This window comes from Sporosarcina sp. So3-204 (genome assembly GCF_058068165.1).
In genome coordinates this window covers 2,461,388-2,480,538 of sequence record NZ_CM176485.1, presented here as the reverse complement: position 1 = coordinate 2,480,538, position 19,151 = coordinate 2,461,388, and the positions used below count along the sequence as shown (strand labels likewise).

Annotated in this window: 17 protein-coding genes and 1 other annotated feature (1 of these 18 cut by a window edge); of the genes, 14 read left to right on the top strand and 3 right to left on the bottom strand. The window is 36.6% G+C overall.

Going from position 1 to position 19,151, the window contains the following annotated elements; translation table 11 throughout:
* Nucleotides 1-210 (top strand) — a binding site (T-box leader); it begins 5 nt to the left of the window's first position.
* Between the two features lie 43 nt (nucleotides 211-253).
* Complete coding sequence (gene leuS / locus AC3RV6_RS12200) at nucleotides 254-2,668, top strand: leucine--tRNA ligase (RefSeq protein ID WP_489746316.1); 2,415 nt, start codon at nucleotides 254-256, stop codon at nucleotides 2,666-2,668.
* A gap of 55 nt (nucleotides 2,669-2,723) precedes the next feature.
* On the opposite strand, the gene AC3RV6_RS12195 is transcribed toward leuS, so the two are convergent.
* Nucleotides 2,724-3,992, bottom strand: a complete 1,269-nt coding sequence (locus AC3RV6_RS12195; RefSeq protein WP_489746315.1) for a BaiN/RdsA family NAD(P)/FAD-dependent oxidoreductase — start codon at nucleotides 3,990-3,992, stop codon at nucleotides 2,724-2,726.
* A gap of 119 nt (nucleotides 3,993-4,111) precedes the next feature.
* On the opposite strand from AC3RV6_RS12195, the gene AC3RV6_RS12190 reads away from it, so the two are divergent.
* Both AC3RV6_RS12190 and AC3RV6_RS12185 read left to right on the top strand, forming a co-directional pair.
* The gene (locus tag AC3RV6_RS12190; protein ID WP_489746314.1) at nucleotides 4,112-5,725 is read left to right on the top strand and encodes a putative polysaccharide biosynthesis protein; all 1,614 of its coding nucleotides are present in this window, start codon (nucleotides 4,112-4,114) and stop codon (nucleotides 5,723-5,725) included.
* A 10-nt stretch (nucleotides 5,726-5,735) separates the two neighbouring features.
* Nucleotides 5,736-6,452: a pseudouridine synthase gene (locus AC3RV6_RS12185; protein ID WP_489746313.1), complete on the top strand. Its 717-nt coding sequence runs from the start codon at nucleotides 5,736-5,738 to the stop codon at nucleotides 6,450-6,452.
* A 49-nt stretch (nucleotides 6,453-6,501) separates the two neighbouring features.
* Here AC3RV6_RS12185 and AC3RV6_RS12180 read toward each other — a convergent pair whose 3' ends face one another.
* A complete protein-coding gene (locus tag AC3RV6_RS12180; RefSeq protein ID WP_489746312.1) occupies nucleotides 6,502-6,717 on the bottom strand; it encodes a DeoR family transcriptional regulator in 216 nt (71 codons plus the stop codon).
* Between the two features lie 342 nt (nucleotides 6,718-7,059).
* Between AC3RV6_RS12180 and dat the strand changes: the two genes are divergently transcribed.
* The 3 genes from dat to AC3RV6_RS12165 are packed head-to-tail and all read left to right on the top strand — an operon-like array spanning nucleotide 7,060 to nucleotide 9,821.
* On the top strand, nucleotides 7,060-7,914 hold the full coding sequence (gene dat / locus AC3RV6_RS12175) for a D-amino-acid transaminase (protein WP_489746311.1): 855 nt from the start codon (nucleotides 7,060-7,062) through the stop codon (nucleotides 7,912-7,914).
* A 48-nt stretch (nucleotides 7,915-7,962) separates the two neighbouring features.
* Nucleotides 7,963-8,934, top strand: a complete 972-nt coding sequence (locus tag AC3RV6_RS12170) for a nuclease-related domain-containing protein (protein WP_489746310.1) — start codon at nucleotides 7,963-7,965, stop codon at nucleotides 8,932-8,934.
* A 32-nt stretch (nucleotides 8,935-8,966) separates the two neighbouring features.
* Nucleotides 8,967-9,821: a YtnP family quorum-quenching lactonase gene (locus AC3RV6_RS12165; RefSeq protein ID WP_489746309.1), complete on the top strand. Its 855-nt coding sequence runs from the start codon at nucleotides 8,967-8,969 to the stop codon at nucleotides 9,819-9,821.
* 118 nt (nucleotides 9,822-9,939) lie between these two features.
* Here the strand turns inward: AC3RV6_RS12165 and AC3RV6_RS12160 are convergent, their stop codons facing one another.
* The gene (locus tag AC3RV6_RS12160) at nucleotides 9,940-10,254 is read right to left on the bottom strand and encodes a hypothetical protein (RefSeq protein WP_489746308.1); all 315 of its coding nucleotides are present in this window, start codon (nucleotides 10,252-10,254) and stop codon (nucleotides 9,940-9,942) included.
* A gap of 164 nt (nucleotides 10,255-10,418) precedes the next feature.
* On the opposite strand from AC3RV6_RS12160, the gene AC3RV6_RS12155 reads away from it, so the two are divergent.
* The 8 genes from AC3RV6_RS12155 to AC3RV6_RS12120 all read left to right on the top strand — a co-directional run bounded on the left by AC3RV6_RS12155 (nucleotide 10,419) and on the right by AC3RV6_RS12120 (nucleotide 19,108).
* Nucleotides 10,419-11,492, top strand: coding sequence for a M42 family metallopeptidase (locus AC3RV6_RS12155; protein WP_489746307.1), 1,074 nt, complete (start codon nucleotides 10,419-10,421; stop codon nucleotides 11,490-11,492).
* A 70-nt stretch (nucleotides 11,493-11,562) separates the two neighbouring features.
* Nucleotides 11,563-12,075: a DUF84 family protein gene (locus AC3RV6_RS12150; protein WP_489746306.1), complete on the top strand. Its 513-nt coding sequence runs from the start codon at nucleotides 11,563-11,565 to the stop codon at nucleotides 12,073-12,075.
* 98 nt (nucleotides 12,076-12,173) lie between these two features.
* Nucleotides 12,174-12,683, top strand: coding sequence for a hypothetical protein (locus tag AC3RV6_RS12145; RefSeq protein WP_489746305.1), 510 nt, complete (start codon nucleotides 12,174-12,176; stop codon nucleotides 12,681-12,683).
* 38 nt (nucleotides 12,684-12,721) lie between these two features.
* Nucleotides 12,722-13,537: a DUF1444 family protein gene (locus tag AC3RV6_RS12140; protein WP_489746304.1), complete on the top strand. Its 816-nt coding sequence runs from the start codon at nucleotides 12,722-12,724 to the stop codon at nucleotides 13,535-13,537.
* On the top strand, nucleotides 13,538-14,143 hold the full coding sequence (ytpR, locus tag AC3RV6_RS12135) for a YtpR family tRNA-binding protein (protein ID WP_489746303.1): 606 nt from the start codon (nucleotides 13,538-13,540) through the stop codon (nucleotides 14,141-14,143).
* Between the two features lie 111 nt (nucleotides 14,144-14,254).
* Nucleotides 14,255-17,098, top strand: a complete 2,844-nt coding sequence (locus AC3RV6_RS12130; RefSeq protein WP_489746302.1) for a DNA translocase FtsK — start codon at nucleotides 14,255-14,257, stop codon at nucleotides 17,096-17,098.
* Nucleotides 17,099-17,191: 93 nt separating this feature from the next.
* A complete protein-coding gene (gene murC / locus AC3RV6_RS12125) occupies nucleotides 17,192-18,505 on the top strand; it encodes a UDP-N-acetylmuramate--L-alanine ligase (RefSeq protein WP_489746301.1) in 1,314 nt (437 codons plus the stop codon).
* 156 nt (nucleotides 18,506-18,661) lie between these two features.
* Nucleotides 18,662-19,108 carry a DUF948 domain-containing protein gene (locus tag AC3RV6_RS12120; RefSeq protein ID WP_489746300.1) on the top strand — a complete coding sequence of 149 codons (447 nt, stop codon included), beginning with the start codon at nucleotides 18,662-18,664 and terminating at the stop codon, nucleotides 19,106-19,108.
* Nucleotides 19,109-19,151 lie beyond the last annotated feature (43 nt).

Genomic DNA, 19,151 nt, shown 5'->3' with positions numbered 1-19,151 from the left:
GACGTAGATGAGGATTAGTAAATGGTTTTGTAACCTATAGAGAATCGGTATTTGGTGAAAGCCGATGGAACAAATTATTGAACTCGCCTCTGAGTCTGCAAGGGTGAAAAAATTACCGCTGCCGTTTTCCGCGTTAAGGAATCAAGTTGGACGATTTATCGTCAATTTGGGTGGCACCGCGGGAGTAAGTATATAAATCTCGTCCCTTAGTTTATTAAGGGACGAGTTTTTTTAATTTTAGGAGGAGTTTTTATTGAGTTATAATCATGGGAAAATTGAGAAGAAATGGCAGAACTATTGGAAAGAAAATAAGACTTATAAGATGATAGACGACCCATCAAAGCCAAAGTTTTATGCGCTTGATATGTTCCCGTATCCTTCTGGGGCAGGTCTTCATGTTGGTCACCCATTAGGATACATAGCGACAGATATTTTAAGCTCGGTGAAACGAAAGCAAGGATATAACGTACTTCATCCAATGGGTTGGGATGCTTTTGGTTTACCTGCGGAACAATATGCGTTGGATACTGGAAATGACCCTGCAGAATTTACTGCTAAAAATATTGCGACATTTAAACGTCAAATGAATGATTTAGGTTTTTCTTATGACTGGGACCGTGAAGTGAATACGACTGATCCTTCTTACTATAAATGGACACAGTGGATTTTCATTCAATTATATAAAAAAGGCCTTGCATATGTTGATGAAGTTGACGTCAACTGGTGTCCTGCACTTGGAACAGTTCTCGCGAACGAAGAAATTATAGACGGTAAGTCTGAGCGTGGTGGACATCCAGTAGAACGTCGACCAATGCGTCAGTGGGTACTCCGTATTACTAACTATGCAGACCGTTTACTTGAGGATTTAGATGATTTAAATTGGCCAGAAAGTTTGAAAGATATGCAGCGTAATTGGATTGGGCGTTCTGAAGGCGCGCAATTAACTTTTGATATTGCTGGAACAGATTTTTCGTTTGAAGGATTTACAACTCGACCAGATACGATTTTCGGTGCTACTTATGCGGTGCTTGCGCCTGAACATAAACTTGTTAAGAAAATTACGACAACGGAACAACAAGCTGCAGTTGCTGCGTATCTTGATGAAGTAAAAATGAAAAGTGATTTAGAACGTACAGATCTTGCAGATGAAAAAACAGGCGTATTTACGGGCGCATACGCAATTAACCCTGCGAACGGTGAAAAGATGCCGATTTGGATTGCTGACTATGTACTTGTTTCCTATGGTACAGGTGCTATTATGGCTGTTCCTGCGCATGATGAACGAGATTATGAGTTTGCGGCTAAATTTGATTTACCGATTATTGAAGTCGTTTCAGGCGGCGATATTTCAAAAGAAGCTTATACAGGTAATGGGAAACATGTTAACTCTGAATTCCTAAATGGCCTCGAGCAAGACGAAGCGATTGAAAAAGCGATTGCTTGGTTTGTTGAAAAAGGAACTGGCGAGAAGAAAGTAACTTATCGCCTTCGTGATTGGTTATTTTCTAGACAGCGCTATTGGGGAGAGCCAATTCCAATTATTCATTGGGAAGATGGAACGATGACTTCAATAGATGAGTCTGAATTGCCGTTAAAGTTGCCTGTAACAGATAATATTAAGCCTAGTGGAACTGGTGAATCACCACTTGCTAATATTGAAGAGTGGATTAACGTCACGCATCCTGAAACGGGTTTGAAGGGTCGTAGAGAAACAAATACGATGCCTCAATGGGCGGGAAGTTGTTGGTATTATTTACGTTATATAGATCCAGATAACGATGAAATGCTAATTGATCCTGAACTTGCTAAACGTTGGTTGCCGGTGGATATCTATGTAGGTGGTGCAGAACATGCAGTTCTTCACTTACTTTACGCGCGTTTTTGGCATAAAGTGCTTTATGATATCGGCGTAGTATCAACGAAAGAGCCGTTCCAAAAGTTATTTAACCAAGGTATGATCCTTGGAGAAGGTAATGAAAAGATGTCTAAATCAATAGGGAATGTTATTAACCCTGATGATATCGTTCATTCACACGGTGCTGATACGTTACGTCTATATGAAATGTTTATGGGTCCGTTAGATGCATCAAAAGCATGGTCTACGAATGGTCTAGATGGTTCGCGTCGTTTCTTAGACAGGGTATGGCGATTGTTCGTCAATGATGATGGTTCATTGAGTACTAAAATCGGTGGAAAAACTGGTGGTGCACTTGAAAAAGTCTATCATCAAACTGTGAAAAAAGTGACTGCTGATTATGAAGGTATGCGTAATAATACAGCTATTTCTCAATTAATGGTCTTTATTAATGAAGGCTATAAAACTGATTCAATCCCGAAAGAATATGTAGAAGGTTTCTTGAAGATGCTTTCTCCAGTTGTTCCGCATATTACAGAAGAACTTTGGGAGAAGCTTGGACATACAGATACACTTGTTTACGAATCATGGCCGACTTTTGACGAATCAAAACTTGTAGATGATACTGTTGAAATTGCTGTACAAATTAACGGTAAAGTACGTGCGAGAATTGTTGTTGCGAAAGATAGTACGAAAGAACAACTTGAAGAAATTGCGATGCATGATGAGCATGTATTAGCGTTCCTTGAAGGTAAAGATGTAAAGAAAATTATCGGGATTCCTGGTAGATTAGTTAATATTGTAGCACTATAAAAAAATGCTTATCCTAATGTTATTTAGGATAAGCATTTTTTTTCGTAAGCAGATTTTATCGGTTATCTTCAGCATGAAGTCCTGCGTTCATACCAGCAATTCTTCCTGTAACAAGTGCAGATGTAATATTATATCCACCCGTGTAGCCGTGAATATCTAAAATTTCTCCACAGAAATATAAACCTTCTTTTTTACGTGATGCCATTGTTTTTGGCACGATTTCTTTTATGGAAACACCACCACCAGTTACGAACGCTTTCTCAATCGGCTGTGTGCCGTTGACATGCATTGTGAACGCCTTTAAAAGATTAGCGAGCAACCGAAGCTTGTCAGAGGTTAGAGAAGCTCCTGTTTCGACTGGTTCAATACCAGCGCGGTGGAATAAAAAGAGCAACCATCGTTCTAACGCGATACCTTTTAAAGAATTATTCACTTGTTTTTTAGGATCTTCTTTCACTTTTGTATGAAGCATTTTAAAAGTCTGTTCCTCATTCATAAATGGAAGAGTATCGATACGAATTTCTACTGGTTTATTATCATTTTTCATCTGTTCTTTCACGACATATTGGCTACAGCGCAAAATTGCAGGACCGCTTAGTCCGAAATGTGTAAACAACATATCCATTTGGTGTGTGACAAGTATTTTTCCTTTTTTATTTAGGACGGAAACCGCAACATCACGTAGTGCAAGTCCTTGTAAATCTTTTAAGAGGATAAAGGATTCGTTAGAAAGTAAAGGAACTTCAGTCGGATATAATGTGGTGATTGTGTGACCTGCTTTACTTGCCCATGGGTAGCCATCTCCGGTAGAACCTGTTTGGGGCACTGCTTTACCGCCAACTGCGATGACGACGGAGTGTGCGAGGATTTCTTCGCCGGAATCTAAACGAACGCCTAAAACTTTCTCATTATCCATCAGTAGCTTTGCGACGCGTGTTTCAAGCTTCAATGTTACTGCTAGGCGATCCATTTCAGTTAGGAGAGCATTTACGACATCTTTTGCTTTATTAGAGACAGGGAACATTCGCCCGTGATCTTCTTCTTTTAGAGCAACACCAAGACCTTCAAAGAATTGGATAATATTTTCGTTATTGAAAACTGAAAACGGACCGTAGAGGAAGCGCCCATTACCAGGTATGTTTTTTATAATTTCTTCTTGTGGCAATCGGTTTGTGACATTACAGCGTCCGCCCCCTGAAATCGCAAGTTTGTTGCCGGGTTTCTTTCCTTTTTCCAAAACCATCACTGTTCTTCCGTTTTCTGCAGCAGCTATAGAAGCCATCAATCCTGAAGGGCCAGCGCCGATTATTAAGACGTCATACATTTGTGAAACCACGCTTTCCTTTTTCTTTTATTATACATGAAAAACAGTTATTTATTGTGAAAAACATTAGACGGGGGTAAACTGTTAAGTAGATTTCACGAGATTGGAAGGATCAAAAAATGTCATCAAAACTTGTTCAAGGTACTGCTATAATTACAATAGGTCTTTTTCTATCAAAAGCACTTGGATTACTTTATCTTATTCCGCTATACGCAATTGTCGGAAAAGAAAGCATGGTTTTATATCAATATGCATATATACCATACAATATTGCGCTTGCGATTGCTATTTCAGGGGCGCCCCTTGCTGTTTCTCGTTTTGTAGCAAGGTATAACGCACAGGGTGATTATGAGACGGGACGAAGATTGATGAAATCGGGTATGTCCGTCATGGCAGTTACAGGTGTACTTGCTTTTCTGGTACTCTTCTTTATGGCTGAACCCCTTGCACATTTAGTCATAAAAAAAGACGAACAAATCTTTACGATTCAAGATATTACAGCGGTTATTCGATGGGTAAGTTTTGCATTACTCGTTGTGCCAATTATGTCAATTGCCCGAGGATTTTTTCAAGGATATCAAAAGATGATGCCTTCTTCCGTTTCACAATTAGTGGAACAAATTGTTAGAATTATTGCTGTTCTAATTGGTGCATTTATTGTAGTGAACTTTATGAAAGAGACACCTACGAAAGCGATAAATTTCGCTGTTTTTGCAGCATTTATAGGGTCTATTGCAAGTTGTTTTGTTCTTTATTGGTATTGGAGAAAATACAAAGCAGAATTCGATTACTTACTAACGAATAGTACAGCCACGCCCAGTAATGTTTCTTTTTTCTCTATGTATAAGGAAGTGTTCTCCTATACCTTACCATTCGTTCTCGTTGGTGTTATTAATCCACTTTATCAATTTGTTGATATGGTAACATTTAATGATGCAATGGGCTCAATTGGTTTAGCAGAAGTTACAGATGTCTATTTGGGGATGCTAAATTTATTAACGCATAAATTTGTCATGATTCCAGTTTTGGTTGCAACAGGATTTTCAATGGCATTAATACCTCATATAACGACTTACTATACGAATGGGAATCAGAAGGGAATCACTCGATCACTTGATCAGACTTACCAAATTATGTTGTATTTAACAGTTCCTTTAGTTATTGGATTAATTGTTTTATCAAATGAATTTTACCAATTACTTTATGAAAAAGATGCAATGGGTGCTGAAATATTAGCACATTATGCGCCAGTTGCGATTCTTTTTGGGTTGTATACAATTAGTGCTGCAATGCTTCAAGGGATTGACCGTCATAAGTGGATTATTTTCACGTCCTTACTAGGTTTATTGATTAAATTAATAATTAACGTACCTTTAATCAAGCTATTCGAGACAGATGGTGCAATTCTTGCAACTGCTATTGGCTATACAGTGGCTGTTGCACTTAATATCATAGTGATTACGCGTGTTCTTAATTACAAATCTAAAATGGTATTTAGAAGGCTTATATTGATTAGTCTTTTAAACTTTATTATGTATATCGCTGTTACATGGGTTTTAAAAGGTCTAAATGCTTTCAGTGCAGCAGATGGAAAAATGCAAGCATTATTATATATTCTGATTTGTGCTTTTGTAGGTGCGGTTATTTATGGCTATTTATCATTAAAAACTGGTCTGGCGCAAAAGTTATTTGGTGAACGTTTAACGAAATTTACAGATAAGTTAGGTTTTTAGGAGGATGATTATGCGTTTAGATAAATTTTTATCGAATATGGGGTTAGGTTCAAGGAAAGAAGTTCGTATCTTAATGAAGAAAGGCACGGTACGTGTGAATGGAGAAATAGCTAAGGATGCTACGAAGCATGTAAATACGGAAAAAGACCAAGTAACACTACTAGGTGAACCAATTGTTTATAAAGAATTTATATATATCATGATGAATAAACCTCAAGGCGTTCTATCTGCTACAGAAGATCGCAATGATCAAACGGTTGTCGATTTGTTGAGTGAAGAGTTCCGTCATTTCGAGCCGTTTCCTGTGGGACGTCTGGATAAAGATACTGAAGGATTTATGCTTTTGACAAATGACGGTAAACTGTCCCATAGTTTATTATCACCGAAAAAAGGCGTGCCCAAAAAGTATTATGCACATATATCAGGTGTTGTTACCGAGGATGATATAGAAAGTTTTGAACGTGGGGTCATGCTAGATGATGGTTATGTTACAAAACCAGGCGAGCTTATTATTTTAAAATCAGACGACATTTCTGAAATTGAGTTAATTATTACAGAAGGCAAGTTTCATCAAGTTAAACGAATGTTTGAATCTGTTGATAAAACAGTTGTTTACTTAAAGCGACTTTCGATGGGCGCTCTTGCACTTGATGAAACACTACAGCTTGGTGATTACCGTGAGCTAAGTGATGCAGAGGTTGAAATACTTCAAAATACATCGAAGTAAAAAAAGACTGAATCGCGGTTAATATGCGGTTCAGTCTTTTTAATGCTGTTTAACTATGTGACACCTTTTTTATCGTTGTCCATTTACCGCGTACTGGACTTGAAACAAGGTCGTTATATTCTAATACGTTTAAATCTCTTTGAGCCATTCTGTGAGTGATGTCGAATTCTTCAACTATATTTTTAGTCGATACAGTCCCGTTATCAAGAATATACATATAAATATCCCTAACACGAGTAAGCATACGTTCAGTTGCAGGTTTCAAGTGTAGATCACTCCTTCATCATCATTTTTCCAAAAAAACTTTCTGGGTATGAGACGCATGAATGTTGTCTTTGGCACATTGAAAAAGTTCCTGAGCCGCACTTCCTTTCTGTTTACGTTAATTAATTATTTGAAGAACTCTCTATCAACTTTATTATACCGTATATTTGAATTATTTGCACAACAGAACTACTTTTTATTATTAAAAGAACTTGGACTTTATTTTAAGTTGGAAACGTGTCAAAATAGGATGATAGTATGTATTGATATAAAAAAGTATTGAATAATAAAAAGTGAAGCTTATAAGTATTTGAAATTAAGGGTTAAAGGGGGATTTATAGTAATGCTTTATTTTATGGATGGTAAATTTACTGAAAAAGAAGAATTAAAGGTTTCAATTGATGACAGGGGTTATTATTTTGGTGATGGCATCTACGAAGTCATCAAAGTGTATGGTGGCGAGTTATTTACTTCACAGGAACACATTGAACGTTTATTTGAAAGTGCAGAAAAGATTAAATTGTCGTTAACACAAACAAAGGAACAGATTATAGATATAGCTAAAGAATTAATTTCAGTCAATAATTTAGTAGATGGGCATGTTTATTTGCAAATAACGCGTGGTTCATCTCCCAGGCAGCATCATTTTCCAACGCCTACAGTTGCACCAATTATTTTAGCTTATACAGTTAGTTCATCAAGACCATTAGAACAAATGGAAAAAGGTGTTACGGTAAAATCAGTGGCGGATATTCGTTGGTTACGCTGTGATATTAAAAGCCTTAATTTGTTGGGGAGTGTTCTTGCAAAAGAGGAAGCGCATGCGGATGGTTTTTATGAGGCGATACTTCACCGAGATGGCGTTGTAACTGAAGGCTCTTCAACTAACATGTTCGGCGTTAAAGATGGCGTTATTTATACACATCCTGTGACGAATTTAATTTTGAATGGAATTACACGCAGGGTTGTATTAAATATTTGTCATGAGCACCAAATACCTGTTGTTGAAAGAGAATTCACGCTTGACGAAGCAATTGGAATGGAAGAATTATTTTTAACTTCAACGACTTCAGAAGTTACACCAATCATAGCAGTTGATAACCATATGATTGGGACTGGAGAACGTGGGGAAGTTACTAAGAAGTTACAAGAAGCATTTAGCGAGAGAATCCCTTTTTCTGTTTTAGATATAACTTAACAATTATTTACGATACAAGTGCACAAGACATGATCGGGGTGATTAGTTATGGCACAACTTGTTAAGTTACTGGATTACATTTCACGTTATGAAAACGATTTAACGCGATATCCTACACAGTTTATTAGACTTAAAAGATCTCAGTGGAAACGGATGAAAATCCAGTGGGAAAACGGTTCAGAACACTCCATGTGGGAAACGGAATTCGAAACTACGACTCCTGTTGAAAAAAAAACCCTGAAGACTTTACTAAAAAAGTTTTCAATACGAAAAGATAATACAGATGAAGAATTGGATGCTAGCTTAAATTTAAATGATGAAGATGAATTTAGTTTTGATTCTACAATTATTTATACTCCTAAAACAGAAGAACAATTACGTAAACTGTATTTGGATCAGCTATTTCATTTTCAATTAAAATGGGCAAGTTCAACATTAATTGATAAATCGAAGGTTGATGCTAAGTTTATGCGTGATTCATTATTGCGTAGTTTTACACAACAGCTTCCTGATAGTTTTTTATTGTTCTATAACCCAATACTTAAATTAATGAAAGCACCTGTCGAATTGGATATAATTATTGTGACACCTGTCGAGTGCATGTGTATCAGTGTACTTGAAAAAGAGGATTTAGCAGCTTATATAGGTAGTGGGGATAGATTTTGGACTAAAAAAACAGGGGAAAGTGAATTGAAACTTCTTAATCCACTTATTTCTTTAAATAGAAATGAAAAGATTATTTCCAAAATTTTATATGATAAAGCAATTGATTTCCCAATACGGAAATATTTAATTTCTCGGAACGGGTATATTGATTGCCCGAATATTGCATTTGACGTAAAAGTTATAGATAAAAGAAACTATATATCTTGGTTTTCAACGCTAACTAAGTTTTCAACACCGTTAAAGTTAACCCAGTTTAAAACGGCACAAGCGATATTAGATGTTGGGCAAACGACAGCGATGGGCAGATTTTTTGAGTTTGAAGATGATAGTGAGGAAAATAATAAACATGAATAATTATTTTTTTGAAAAAACAAGGGGGACTAAAAATGGATGAATTTGTATTTCATGAGATGAAGTTAACTTGGTTAAATGGGGGAACAAATTACTTAGATGGGGGTACAATGTTTGGTGTTGTACCGAAAGCGTTGTGGTCAAGAAGATATGCACCAACGGAAAATAATTTAATAGAGCTATTGACTGATCCGATTTTAATACAGTTTAATGGGAAAAATATTTTAATTGACACGGGAATCGGTAATGATAAACTCGACGAAAAAATGAAACGCAATCTTGGTGTAACAGATGATTCGCATGTTGACGAAAGTTTAAAAGAATTAGGTCTTACACCGTTGGATATTGATATCGTTCTAATGACTCACTTGCACAATGACCATGCAGCAGGATTAACTAAATGGGAAGATGGAGAACTTATTTCGGTCTTTCCGAATGCTGAAATTTATACGACTAATATTGAATGGGATGAAATGAGAAATCCTAATATTAGATCTCGTAATACTTATTGGAAAGAGAATTGGGAACCTGTACAACATCAAGTAAAGACTTTTGATGATCGCATTGTTGTGATTCCTGGAATTGAAATGATTCATACAGGTGGGCATAGTAACGGTCATTGTGTCATAAAACTAACGCAAAAAGAAGAAACGATTCTTCATATGGCTGATATTATGCCGACACATGCACATGCAAATCCACTTTGGGTTCTCGCTTATGATGATTATCCAATGGATTCTATTTTCGCGAAGGAAAAGTTGATGAAAGAAGCACTTGGAGGAAACTATTGGTTTAGTTTTTATCATGACGCTGTATATCGTCTTGTTATGTTTGATGAGACAGGACGAAATATCGTTAGCTCTGTCGAAAGAACGAAAATTACAGAGTGAGAACTGAAGTACCGAAACCTTTCATGCGGTTTTTAGGTAATAAGTTATTATTATATTTTTGTTTATTGAGAAATTAAAAACCGTGAAGATCCTATAATAGAGGATCTTCACGGTTCTTTTAATTTTTTATTAATTCTACAACAGTTCCAGTTTTTGCATCGGCTGCAAATTCAAATTGTTCGAGTTCGCCGTTCATGATTCGTGAAACACCACCGCGGTATACGTCCAATGTAATAACGCTATTTTTAAATGGTTCAGCTTTCATGACTATCCATGAACCATCAATAGGTCCTTCTTTTTTGAAAGAATCTTTTATATTTTTCAAAACGGAATCTGGTGCAACATTAGGATCTACTCTGTCAATTACTTCGTTAACAACGATACCTGCAGCGACGCCAGTAAGAACGCCTGCGAAGAAATTTTTAAGTTTCATAACTTGATAACCTCCAAATATGTCTTTGTAATAGTGTAGCATAAAGTCGGTATGAACTGCATCAATTCACTAGTTAATGTTAACCAATAAAAAATTAAGTTTGTTGGAAGTTTTATGGAAATCGTCTACACTGATATATGGACACATATATAGGGGGCTATTAAATGCAAAAGGAAACATTGGAAATGTTTAAAACATTAACAGAGTTACCAGCAGCACCTGGAAATGAACATGCAGTGCGAAACTATATGCGCGATGAATTAGAAAAGTACTCGGATGAAGTTATACAAGATAATCTAGGTGGGATTTTCGGTGTGCAAAAGGGTGATGAAAAAGGTCCTCGAATAATGGTTGCTGGCCATATGGATGAAGTTGGTTTTATGGTTAGCGCAATTACTGATAATGGGATGATACGCTTTCAGCCATTAGGTGGTTGGTGGAGCCAGGTACTTCTTGCACAGCGTATTGAAATAATTACTAAGAACGGCCCTGTCATTGGTGTAATTGGTTCTATTCCGCCACATTTATTAAGTGATGCAATGCGTAATAAGCCAATGGATATTAAAAATATGCTAATTGATATTGGTGCCGATGATAAAGCGGATGCGATAAAGATTGGCATTCAACCAGGTCAACAAATTTTACCCATTTGCCCGTTCACACCAATGGCAAACAACAAGAAAATATTAGCGAAGGCATGGGATAATCGCTATGGTTGCGGCCTTTCAATAGAACTTTTAAAAGAACTACATGGTAAGAAATTACCAAATACATTATATTCAGGTGCTACAGTAATGGAAGAAGTAGGACTTCGGGGCGCACAAGTAGCAGCTACAATGATTAACCCAGATTTATTTTTTGCTTTAGATGCTAGTCCTGCAAATGATGCTTCTGGTGATAAGAATGAATTTGGCCAACTTGGTGGTGGGACACTACTTAGAATATTGGATCGTACGATGGTGACGCATCGCGGCATGCGTGAATTTATTCTTGATACTGCTGAAACGAACAACATACCTTACCAATATTTTATCTCTCAAGGTGGCACTGATGCTGGACGTGTACACACTGCGAATGAAGGTGTTCCAAGTGCGGTAATTGGAATTTGCTCACGTTATATTCACACTGCGGCTTCAATCATTCATACAGATGATTATGCAGCAGCAAAAGAGTTAATTATAAAGCTTGTTTCGACATGTGATAGATCGACGCTTGAAACGATTAAAAGTAATGTGTAATTAATTGTTGTAAAGGTAGTTGGAACAGTTATTAAAATCCTGTTGGTTCAAACGATATGGAGCGTGGAAGATGGAATTTGTAATTGCCTCAACTAATAATACAAAGGTGAGAGCGGCGACGATAGTACTAGAATCACATTTTCGAGATGTTATAATAACTAGCGAAAACATTGAATCGGGCGTTAAAATGCAACCATTTGGTCTAGAAGAAACACGGCGTGGTGCAATGAACCGATCAATTGCAGCTAGCAAATTGGGAATTGGCATTGGACTTGAAGGCGGCGTATATGAGCTTGGTGAACAATTATATCTTTGCAACTGGGGTGCATTGACGCTTAAAAATCAAATGACATTCACCGCTGGTGGTGCGCAAATTCCATTGCCTGAAGAAGTAGCCCAGGAAATTAGGGCGGGAAAAGAGCTTGGTCCAACGATTGACGCTTATTATTATGGCCAGGGAATTCGTCATTCAGAAGGTGCAATTGGCATGCTAACAATGGGGGCAGTTAATCGAACTGTGTTATTTGAACATATCATGCATTTACTTGTAGGGCAGTTAAAGTACTTCATGAAACAAGTATAAATAGCAAAGCAGATGTGTTTGGTGCCAATTATTTGCAACTGTTTCGCAACAACATTATTATTAATAACGAATTAATCTTAATGACTGGGGGGAATCGAATGTTCCGTTCTTGGAAATTCATGTTCCTAATAGCTTTAACTGTTTTAGTGTTGGCAGCTTGCAATCAATCTCCGGATGAAATAGCAGCAGACGGTGTAAATGAGGCTGAAAAAGCCTTTTATGCAAATGATAGAACACCCAATGAAGAAATTGCTGGTATCAATTTATATAAGCCTGCTAGATTCGTTGTGAGTAATGATAAAGATGTTCAAAATATTGTTTTTACAAAGAATAATGAGTCGTTTATCTTATTTGTAAATCCTAATGAAGATAAAAGTAGTCGTCTTTTTTATGATTTATTATTAAATGATCAAAAGAAAAACATTTTGAAGATGGAAGCGTTTGAAGATGATGGCGAATTTGGTTTTGTTGCCATATTAAAAAAAGACAAAGAATCAATTGAGTTAGTTGCCAGCGCTGGTGGTGCTAAATTGTCAACGATTACAAAGAAAAGCAATGTTGTTGAACAATTGTCGCTAATGATGGAAATTGTTAGGTCGATTAAGTAAATTTATTATAATGTAAATGGGCGGAGGTAGTTTGATTAATGAATTCTAAAAAACTTGTAGAAATACTAAAGGAACGTCTTCCTTCCGAGCATTTTGAGTGGAATTTTGATAAAAAAACAGATAATGTTCGTCTTGAACATGTCGTTCTAAATAAAGGTATGGATATTTCCCTGCCAAGAATACTTGGAAAGTACCAAGACAAAAAAGAAGCGGCAATTGATGAAATTGTTTATGTTATTGATGAGACATTTAAAGCGATGGAACGTGAACAAAGTGAGGGTTTTCAAGGCGATCAAGTTATATATCCCGTGATTCGTTCAACTTCATTTCCAGAAAAGACATCTGCTGGAGCACGCTTTTTAATGAAAGATCATACAGCTGAGACGCGTATATATTATGCATTGGATTTAGGGAAAACATACAGATTAATAGATGAAAGTATGCTTGATTCAATAGTAATGACACCTCAAGAGATAATAGAATCAGCGTTATTTCGGTTAAGATCATTGCAAACGTCTATAAAGAAAGACGAAGTGGATGGAAATATATATTACTTCGTTAATAATAATGATGGTTATGATGCGAGTCGTATTTTAAATAATGCGTTTTTAAAAGATATGAGAAGTAAAATAGAAGGCGATATGACCGTTTCTGTACCTCATCAAGATGTACTAATTATTGGTGATATACGAAATAAAACGGGTTATGACGTGCTTGCACAAATGACTATGCACTTTTTCACGCAAGGGGTTGTACCTGTTACATCACTTTCTTTCATCTATGAGGACAGTAAGTTAGAACCTATTTTTATTATGGCGAAAAATCGCGTTACTCGAAAGGATAGAAAAAACTAAATGAACGTATTTTATATTAAAAATGATGCAGGTAATGTTATCTTGGCGCAACTTACAGCTGAGCATATCGAAGCAGTTACAACTAAGAACTGTGGTGATGTTACATTAATTTATAACGAAGCGAACGATGAATTAATTGGTTTCAATCTTTTTAATGCTCTTAAATATGTGGACATTAACAAGGTAGGAGCGGTTAAACTGACAACAGAAGTTGTAGATAAACTTCAAAAAGCGCTTGAGGAAAATAATGTTGATGTAAAACTTGAAGTTGATTTAACTCCAAAGTTTGTAGTTGGGCATATCGTCACTAAAAGTAAACATCCGAATGCTGATAAACTAAATGTATGTTCTGTAGATGTAGGAAACGAGACGTTACAAATCGTTTGTGGTGCATCTAATGTTGAAGAAGGTATAAAAGTTGTTGTAGCTAAAGTAGGTGCAGTGATGCCATCAGGTATGATTATCCGTGATGCTGAATTACGGGGTGTAGCATCATCTGGAATGATTTGTTCTGCTACTGAATTGGAACTAACTGATGCACGAGCAAATACAGGAATACTAATTCTTGATCAGAATCTTGCAGTCGGTGAATCATATATTAAATAAGCGAGTGAGAAACGTGCCAATTGGTACGTTTTTCTTATTTTAGAATTATATTTGATTTCCCTATGAAGTTACTGTTAAAATAGATTGATTGACATGAAAAGAGTGGTTGTCTTGAGTAAATTTAAATCATTTATTAATAGATTGTTTGGTGAAACAGATGATCTTACTGAAAATCAAGAAATAGCTAAACAAATTGATGAGAAAAAAGAAACGACTCCTGAATCACGTATTAAGCCTGCATTTCGGTTTCCAATAATAACTGATGCGGAGATATACGGATGGGATGAACCAACTAAAGAAAAAGAATACGTGGAATCTACCGCTTTGAGCGAAAGTCAGAATTTGCAATATGAACCTACACCATTACATGATAATGAACGGTTTCCAAAGGATGCCAGACCAGGAAATATATATAGATCTGGTGAAGCGCCAAAGTTCAAAACAGAGACAAAAAACATCGATAGAAATTTAAGAGATAAGTCAATCGTGGACAAAGTGATTCGTGCAGAAGAAAGCTCGCCGCCGATCGAAAGAAAGATTCAAAAAAGATCCAACAAGCGATTCATACCAACTAAAGTGCCTTCTCCTATTCATGGTTTTTCAAGTGCAAAGAAATCTGAATTTGTTAAGAAACAGTTATTGATTAAAGAAGAGATTTATCAAGATGAGTTTTCAGATGAATCTATTGATTTAGGAACAAGTAACTCAGATTTAATTGGTCGATTTGAACTTGGGGAACGAGCAGAAAGAATAGTCGCTATTGAACAAATTGAGGAATCTGAAATTGTGCCAAAAACCGTAGAACAAGAACCAGTGGTTTTGGAAGACGAAATTGAAGCGCAAGAACAAGTGGTTTTGGAAGACGAAATTGAAGCGCAAGAACCAGTGGTTTTGGAAAACGAAATTGAAGCGCAAGAACAAGTGGTTTTGGAACACGAGATTGAAGCGCAAGAACAAGTGGTTTTGGAACACGAGATTGAAGCGCAAGAACAAGTGGTTTTGGAAGACGAAATTGAAGCACAAGAACCAGTGGTTTTGGAAGACGAAATTGAAGCGCAAGAACAAGTGGTTTTGGAAGACGAAATTGAAGCGCAAGAACCAGTGGTTTTGGAAGACGAAATTGAAGCACAAGAACCATTAGTTTTGGAAGATGAGATCGAAGCACAGGAACCAGTGGTTTTGGAAGATGAGATCGAAGCACAGGAACCAGTAGTTTTGGAAGACAAGATTGAAGCACAAGAACTAGTGGTTTTGGAAGAGGAAACAGAAGAACAAATAATTGAGTCAGAATCTGAATTGATTAGAAAAGAAAAAATAGTTCCTTTTAACGTTTTAATGTTGAAATCAGATAAACAAAAACTAGCGTATGCTAGACAGAAAAACGTAGAGAGAACGGTGTTAATTGCCGAAGAAAATGTTATGTCCATGAACATAGAAACTAATCATGTAGAGGAAACACATTTGGTTAAACAACAAGTTATTGATGAATCTACTACTAAAGCTAGTTTAGAAAACGATATGATTGAGGTAGAACAGCATTATGTACTTCCTTCTATCGATTTATTAATTCCACCTGAAACACAGATTGAAGATACTGAGTGGCTAGATTCACAATCTGAGAGACTAGAAGAATCACTATCTCATTTCGGTATCCAGGCAACTGTAATTGAGGCTATGCAAGGACCTACAGTTACGCGCTTTGAATTAACAGTAGGACAAGGAACAAAGGTTAGCCGTGTTAGAAATTTGACTGATGATTTAAAACTTACACTTGCAGCCGAAGATATTAGGATTCAAGCACCTATACCGGGTAGAAGTTCAATAGGCATTGAAATACCTAATCGAACGACGAGACCTGTGCGTATATCAGAAGTTATTGGTACGGAGGAGTTTAGTAGCTCTGAATCGCCACTAGAGGCTGTACTAGGGTTAAGTCTAACAGGTAAGCCAGTAACGCTTGACCTGCGAAAAATGCCGCACGGTATGATTGCGGGCGCTACTGGGTCAGGTAAATCTGTTTGCATCAATTCTATCCTTGTCAGTCTGCTTTATAAAGCTTCACCGACTGATTTGAAAATGATGCTAATTGATCCGAAAATGGTAGAACTTGCTCCGTTTAATGGTATTCCGCATTTGATTAGTCCAGTTATAACTGATGTAAAAGCTGCGACGGCAGCACTTAAGTGGGCCGTCGGTGAAATGGAGCGTAGATATGAGTTACTAGCACATGCAGGTGTTAGAGACATTGAACGCTACAATAAGGCAGCTATTGAAAGTAGAAGTTTTTCGAAAAAAATGCCTTATTTATTAATTGTCATTGATGAACTTTCAGATTTAATGATGATGGCACCAGCAGATGTTGAAATTTCTATTAGTAGAATTGCGCAAAAAGCACGTGCTTGTGGTATTCATTTGATTATCGCAACACAACGTCCATCCGTGGATGTCATTACAGGGACAATTAAAGCGAATATACCGACAAGAATTGCATTTGCAGTTTCCTCTCAAGTAGACTCACGGACGATTATTGATACGGCGGGTGCTGATCGACTTCTTGGAAAAGGTGATATGCTTTATATCGGAAATGGTCAATCTTCTCCTGTAAGGTTACAAGGGACATTTGTCACGGATGATGAAATTGAGCGTATAATAAATCATGTTCAACGAGAGGCATCCCCAACATATTTATTTGGGCAAGATGAACTTTTGAAAAGTGCAGTAGATGATGAAGAAACCGATCCATTATTTGAAGATGCTTGTTTATTTATTTTTGAACAAGGAAGCGCATCTACCTCACTGTTACAACGTAACTTTAGTATTGGTTATAATCGTGCAGCTAAATTAATGGATTGCATTGAAAAGCGTGGCTTTATTTCAGAACAGCGTGGCAGTAGAGCGCGTGACGTTTTATTGACAGAAAGTGATCTTGTGCAAATTGCGGAATCTGTTCTTTAGTTTTTGGAAATTAGATGTTTGCATATTAGATTGTAAAAAAGGGTATAGATAATTGAGTAAAGAGGGACTAAATTAGGTCCAGGAGGCTGCCATATGACATTGTTTCATTTTACTGGTATCAAAGGTTCAGGTATGAGTTCGCTCGCACAAATCCTATTTGATTCAGCACACCAAATTCAAGGTTCTGATGTAGATAAGTATTTTTTTACAGAGGAACCTTTACGTAAAAGGGAAATACCAATTTTTTTGTTTGATGAAAAGAATATTAAACCTGGAATGGTTGTTATTGCTGGTAATGCATTTCCTGATAGTCATCCAGAACTATTGAAAGCTAAAGAACTGGGTATCGAAGTTATTCGTTATCACAAGTTTTTAGGAGATTATATGAAGAATTTCATCTCTGTCGGTATAACAGGTTCTCATGGTAAAACGTCTACTACAGGCCTTCTATCACATGTTATAGAAGGATACGCACCTACATCGTATTTAGTAGGTGATGGAACTGGGAAGGGTTTATATGATGCCGAATACTTTGTGTTTGAGGCATGTGAATACAAACGGCATTTCCTAGCTTATTCGCCGGATTATGTCATAATGACGAATATAGATTTTGATCATCCAGATTATTTTAAGGACCTAGATGATGTCTTAGACGCATTTGGTGATATGGCGTTACTGGCGAAAAAAGCACTTATTGTTTGTGGCGACGACAAGAATTTAAGGAAACTTAAAGCAGAAGTTCCGATATTTTACTATGGATTTGATGAGTCGAATGACTTTTCAGCAAGACATATTGTGAAAGAAGCAGCTGGTTCAACATTTGATGTTTATATCAAAGGCGAGTTATTCGATTCATTTACAATTCCATTAACCGGAGATCATGCAATTCTTAACGCACTAAGCGTAATTGCATTTAGTCACAATGAGAACGTTCCTAACTTCATTATTCAAGAGAGATTGTATTCATTTCATGGAGTTAAAAGACGATTTACTGTAATTGAAAGCGAAGGTCGTATTATTGTAGATGATTATGCTCATCATCCGACAGAAATTAAAGCTACATTACAATCGGCCAAACAAAAGTATCCTGGTAAAGAAATAGTTGCTATTTTTCAACCTCATACATTTACACGGACAGCAGCTCTTCTAGATGAGTTTGCTGAAAGCTTATTAACGGCAGACCAAGTATATCTCTGTGATATTTTTAGTTCAGCACGGGAAAATTCTGGAAGTTTAACGATTAATGAATTAATTGAAAAAGTACCAAACGCAAAATACCTTGAGCTTGAATCTATATCAGAATTAGATAAACATAGAAATTCTGCTTATTTGTTTATGGGCGCGGGGGATATACAAAAATATTTACTTGCATTTAAAGACTTTTTGGATAAAGAGAAAACAGCCTGATATAGAAAGAGTAGGGCTGTTTTGTTTTTACCATCAAACTTTTTCTATTTTAAAAAAGGGAAATGATGGATGGTGTCGAATAAGTAGTAGTAAGTAAAAATGATTAATTTTTTCGAATTACGGGTATAACATTGTTATATTAAGGGAGGTAATGCCATGGAATCATTTTTGTACATAGCAGCCATTATTGCGGCAGTTGCTTTTTTCATCTTATGTGTCAGTCTATCGATGACTTTATTCTCATTAAAACGTACTTTGAAGAGCGTATCTGAAACGATGGATGGTTTGTCTGTTCAACTTGAGGGGGTAACGACAGAAACTACAGCACTACTCCACAAGACAAATAATTTAGCGGAAGATATTCAAAGAAAGTCTGAAAAATTAAATGCAGTTGTTGACGCAGTAAAAGGTGTTGGTGACTCTGTTACAAGTATTAATTCTTCTGTACGCCGAGTATCCAATTCTGTGACGGTAGAAGCGGAGAGAAATAGTGACAAAATTGCACAAGTTATTCAATGGAGTCATGTCGGTATTGGAATAATTGATAAGTTGAGAGAAAGTCGAACAAGCTCACGGGGTTGGAAAGACTATAATCCAAATTAAAGAACTTATTTATAAATAACATATGATTTAGATAGCAGTAAAA

Bases quoted from the DNA above. Each gene is read 5' to 3' on its own strand.
- AC3RV6_RS12160 (WP_489746308.1), bottom strand. From the start codon at position 10,254: ATGAAACTTAAAAATTTCTTCGCAGGCGTTCTTACTGGCGTCGCTGCA.
- ytpR (WP_489746303.1), top strand. From the start codon at position 13,538: ATGAACGTATTTTATATTAAAAATGATGCAGGTAATGTTATCTTGGCG.
- dat (WP_489746311.1), top strand. From the start codon at position 7,060: ATGCTTTATTTTATGGATGGTAAATTTACTGAAAAAGAAGAATTAAAG.
- AC3RV6_RS12150 (WP_489746306.1), top strand. From the start codon at position 11,563: ATGGAATTTGTAATTGCCTCAACTAATAATACAAAGGTGAGAGCGGCG.
- AC3RV6_RS12165 (WP_489746309.1), top strand. From the start codon at position 8,967: ATGGATGAATTTGTATTTCATGAGATGAAGTTAACTTGGTTAAATGGG.
- AC3RV6_RS12140 (WP_489746304.1), top strand. From the start codon at position 12,722: ATGAATTCTAAAAAACTTGTAGAAATACTAAAGGAACGTCTTCCTTCC.
- AC3RV6_RS12155 (WP_489746307.1), top strand. From the start codon at position 10,419: ATGCAAAAGGAAACATTGGAAATGTTTAAAACATTAACAGAGTTACCA.
- AC3RV6_RS12185 (WP_489746313.1), top strand. From the start codon at position 5,736: ATGCGTTTAGATAAATTTTTATCGAATATGGGGTTAGGTTCAAGGAAA.
- AC3RV6_RS12195 (WP_489746315.1), bottom strand. From the start codon at position 3,992: ATGTATGACGTCTTAATAATCGGCGCTGGCCCTTCAGGATTGATGGCT.
- AC3RV6_RS12190 (WP_489746314.1), top strand. From the start codon at position 4,112: ATGTCATCAAAACTTGTTCAAGGTACTGCTATAATTACAATAGGTCTT.
- AC3RV6_RS12145 (WP_489746305.1), top strand. From the start codon at position 12,174: ATGTTCCGTTCTTGGAAATTCATGTTCCTAATAGCTTTAACTGTTTTA.
- murC (WP_489746301.1), top strand. From the start codon at position 17,192: ATGACATTGTTTCATTTTACTGGTATCAAAGGTTCAGGTATGAGTTCG.
- AC3RV6_RS12120 (WP_489746300.1), top strand. From the start codon at position 18,662: ATGGAATCATTTTTGTACATAGCAGCCATTATTGCGGCAGTTGCTTTT.
- AC3RV6_RS12170 (WP_489746310.1), top strand. From the start codon at position 7,963: ATGGCACAACTTGTTAAGTTACTGGATTACATTTCACGTTATGAAAAC.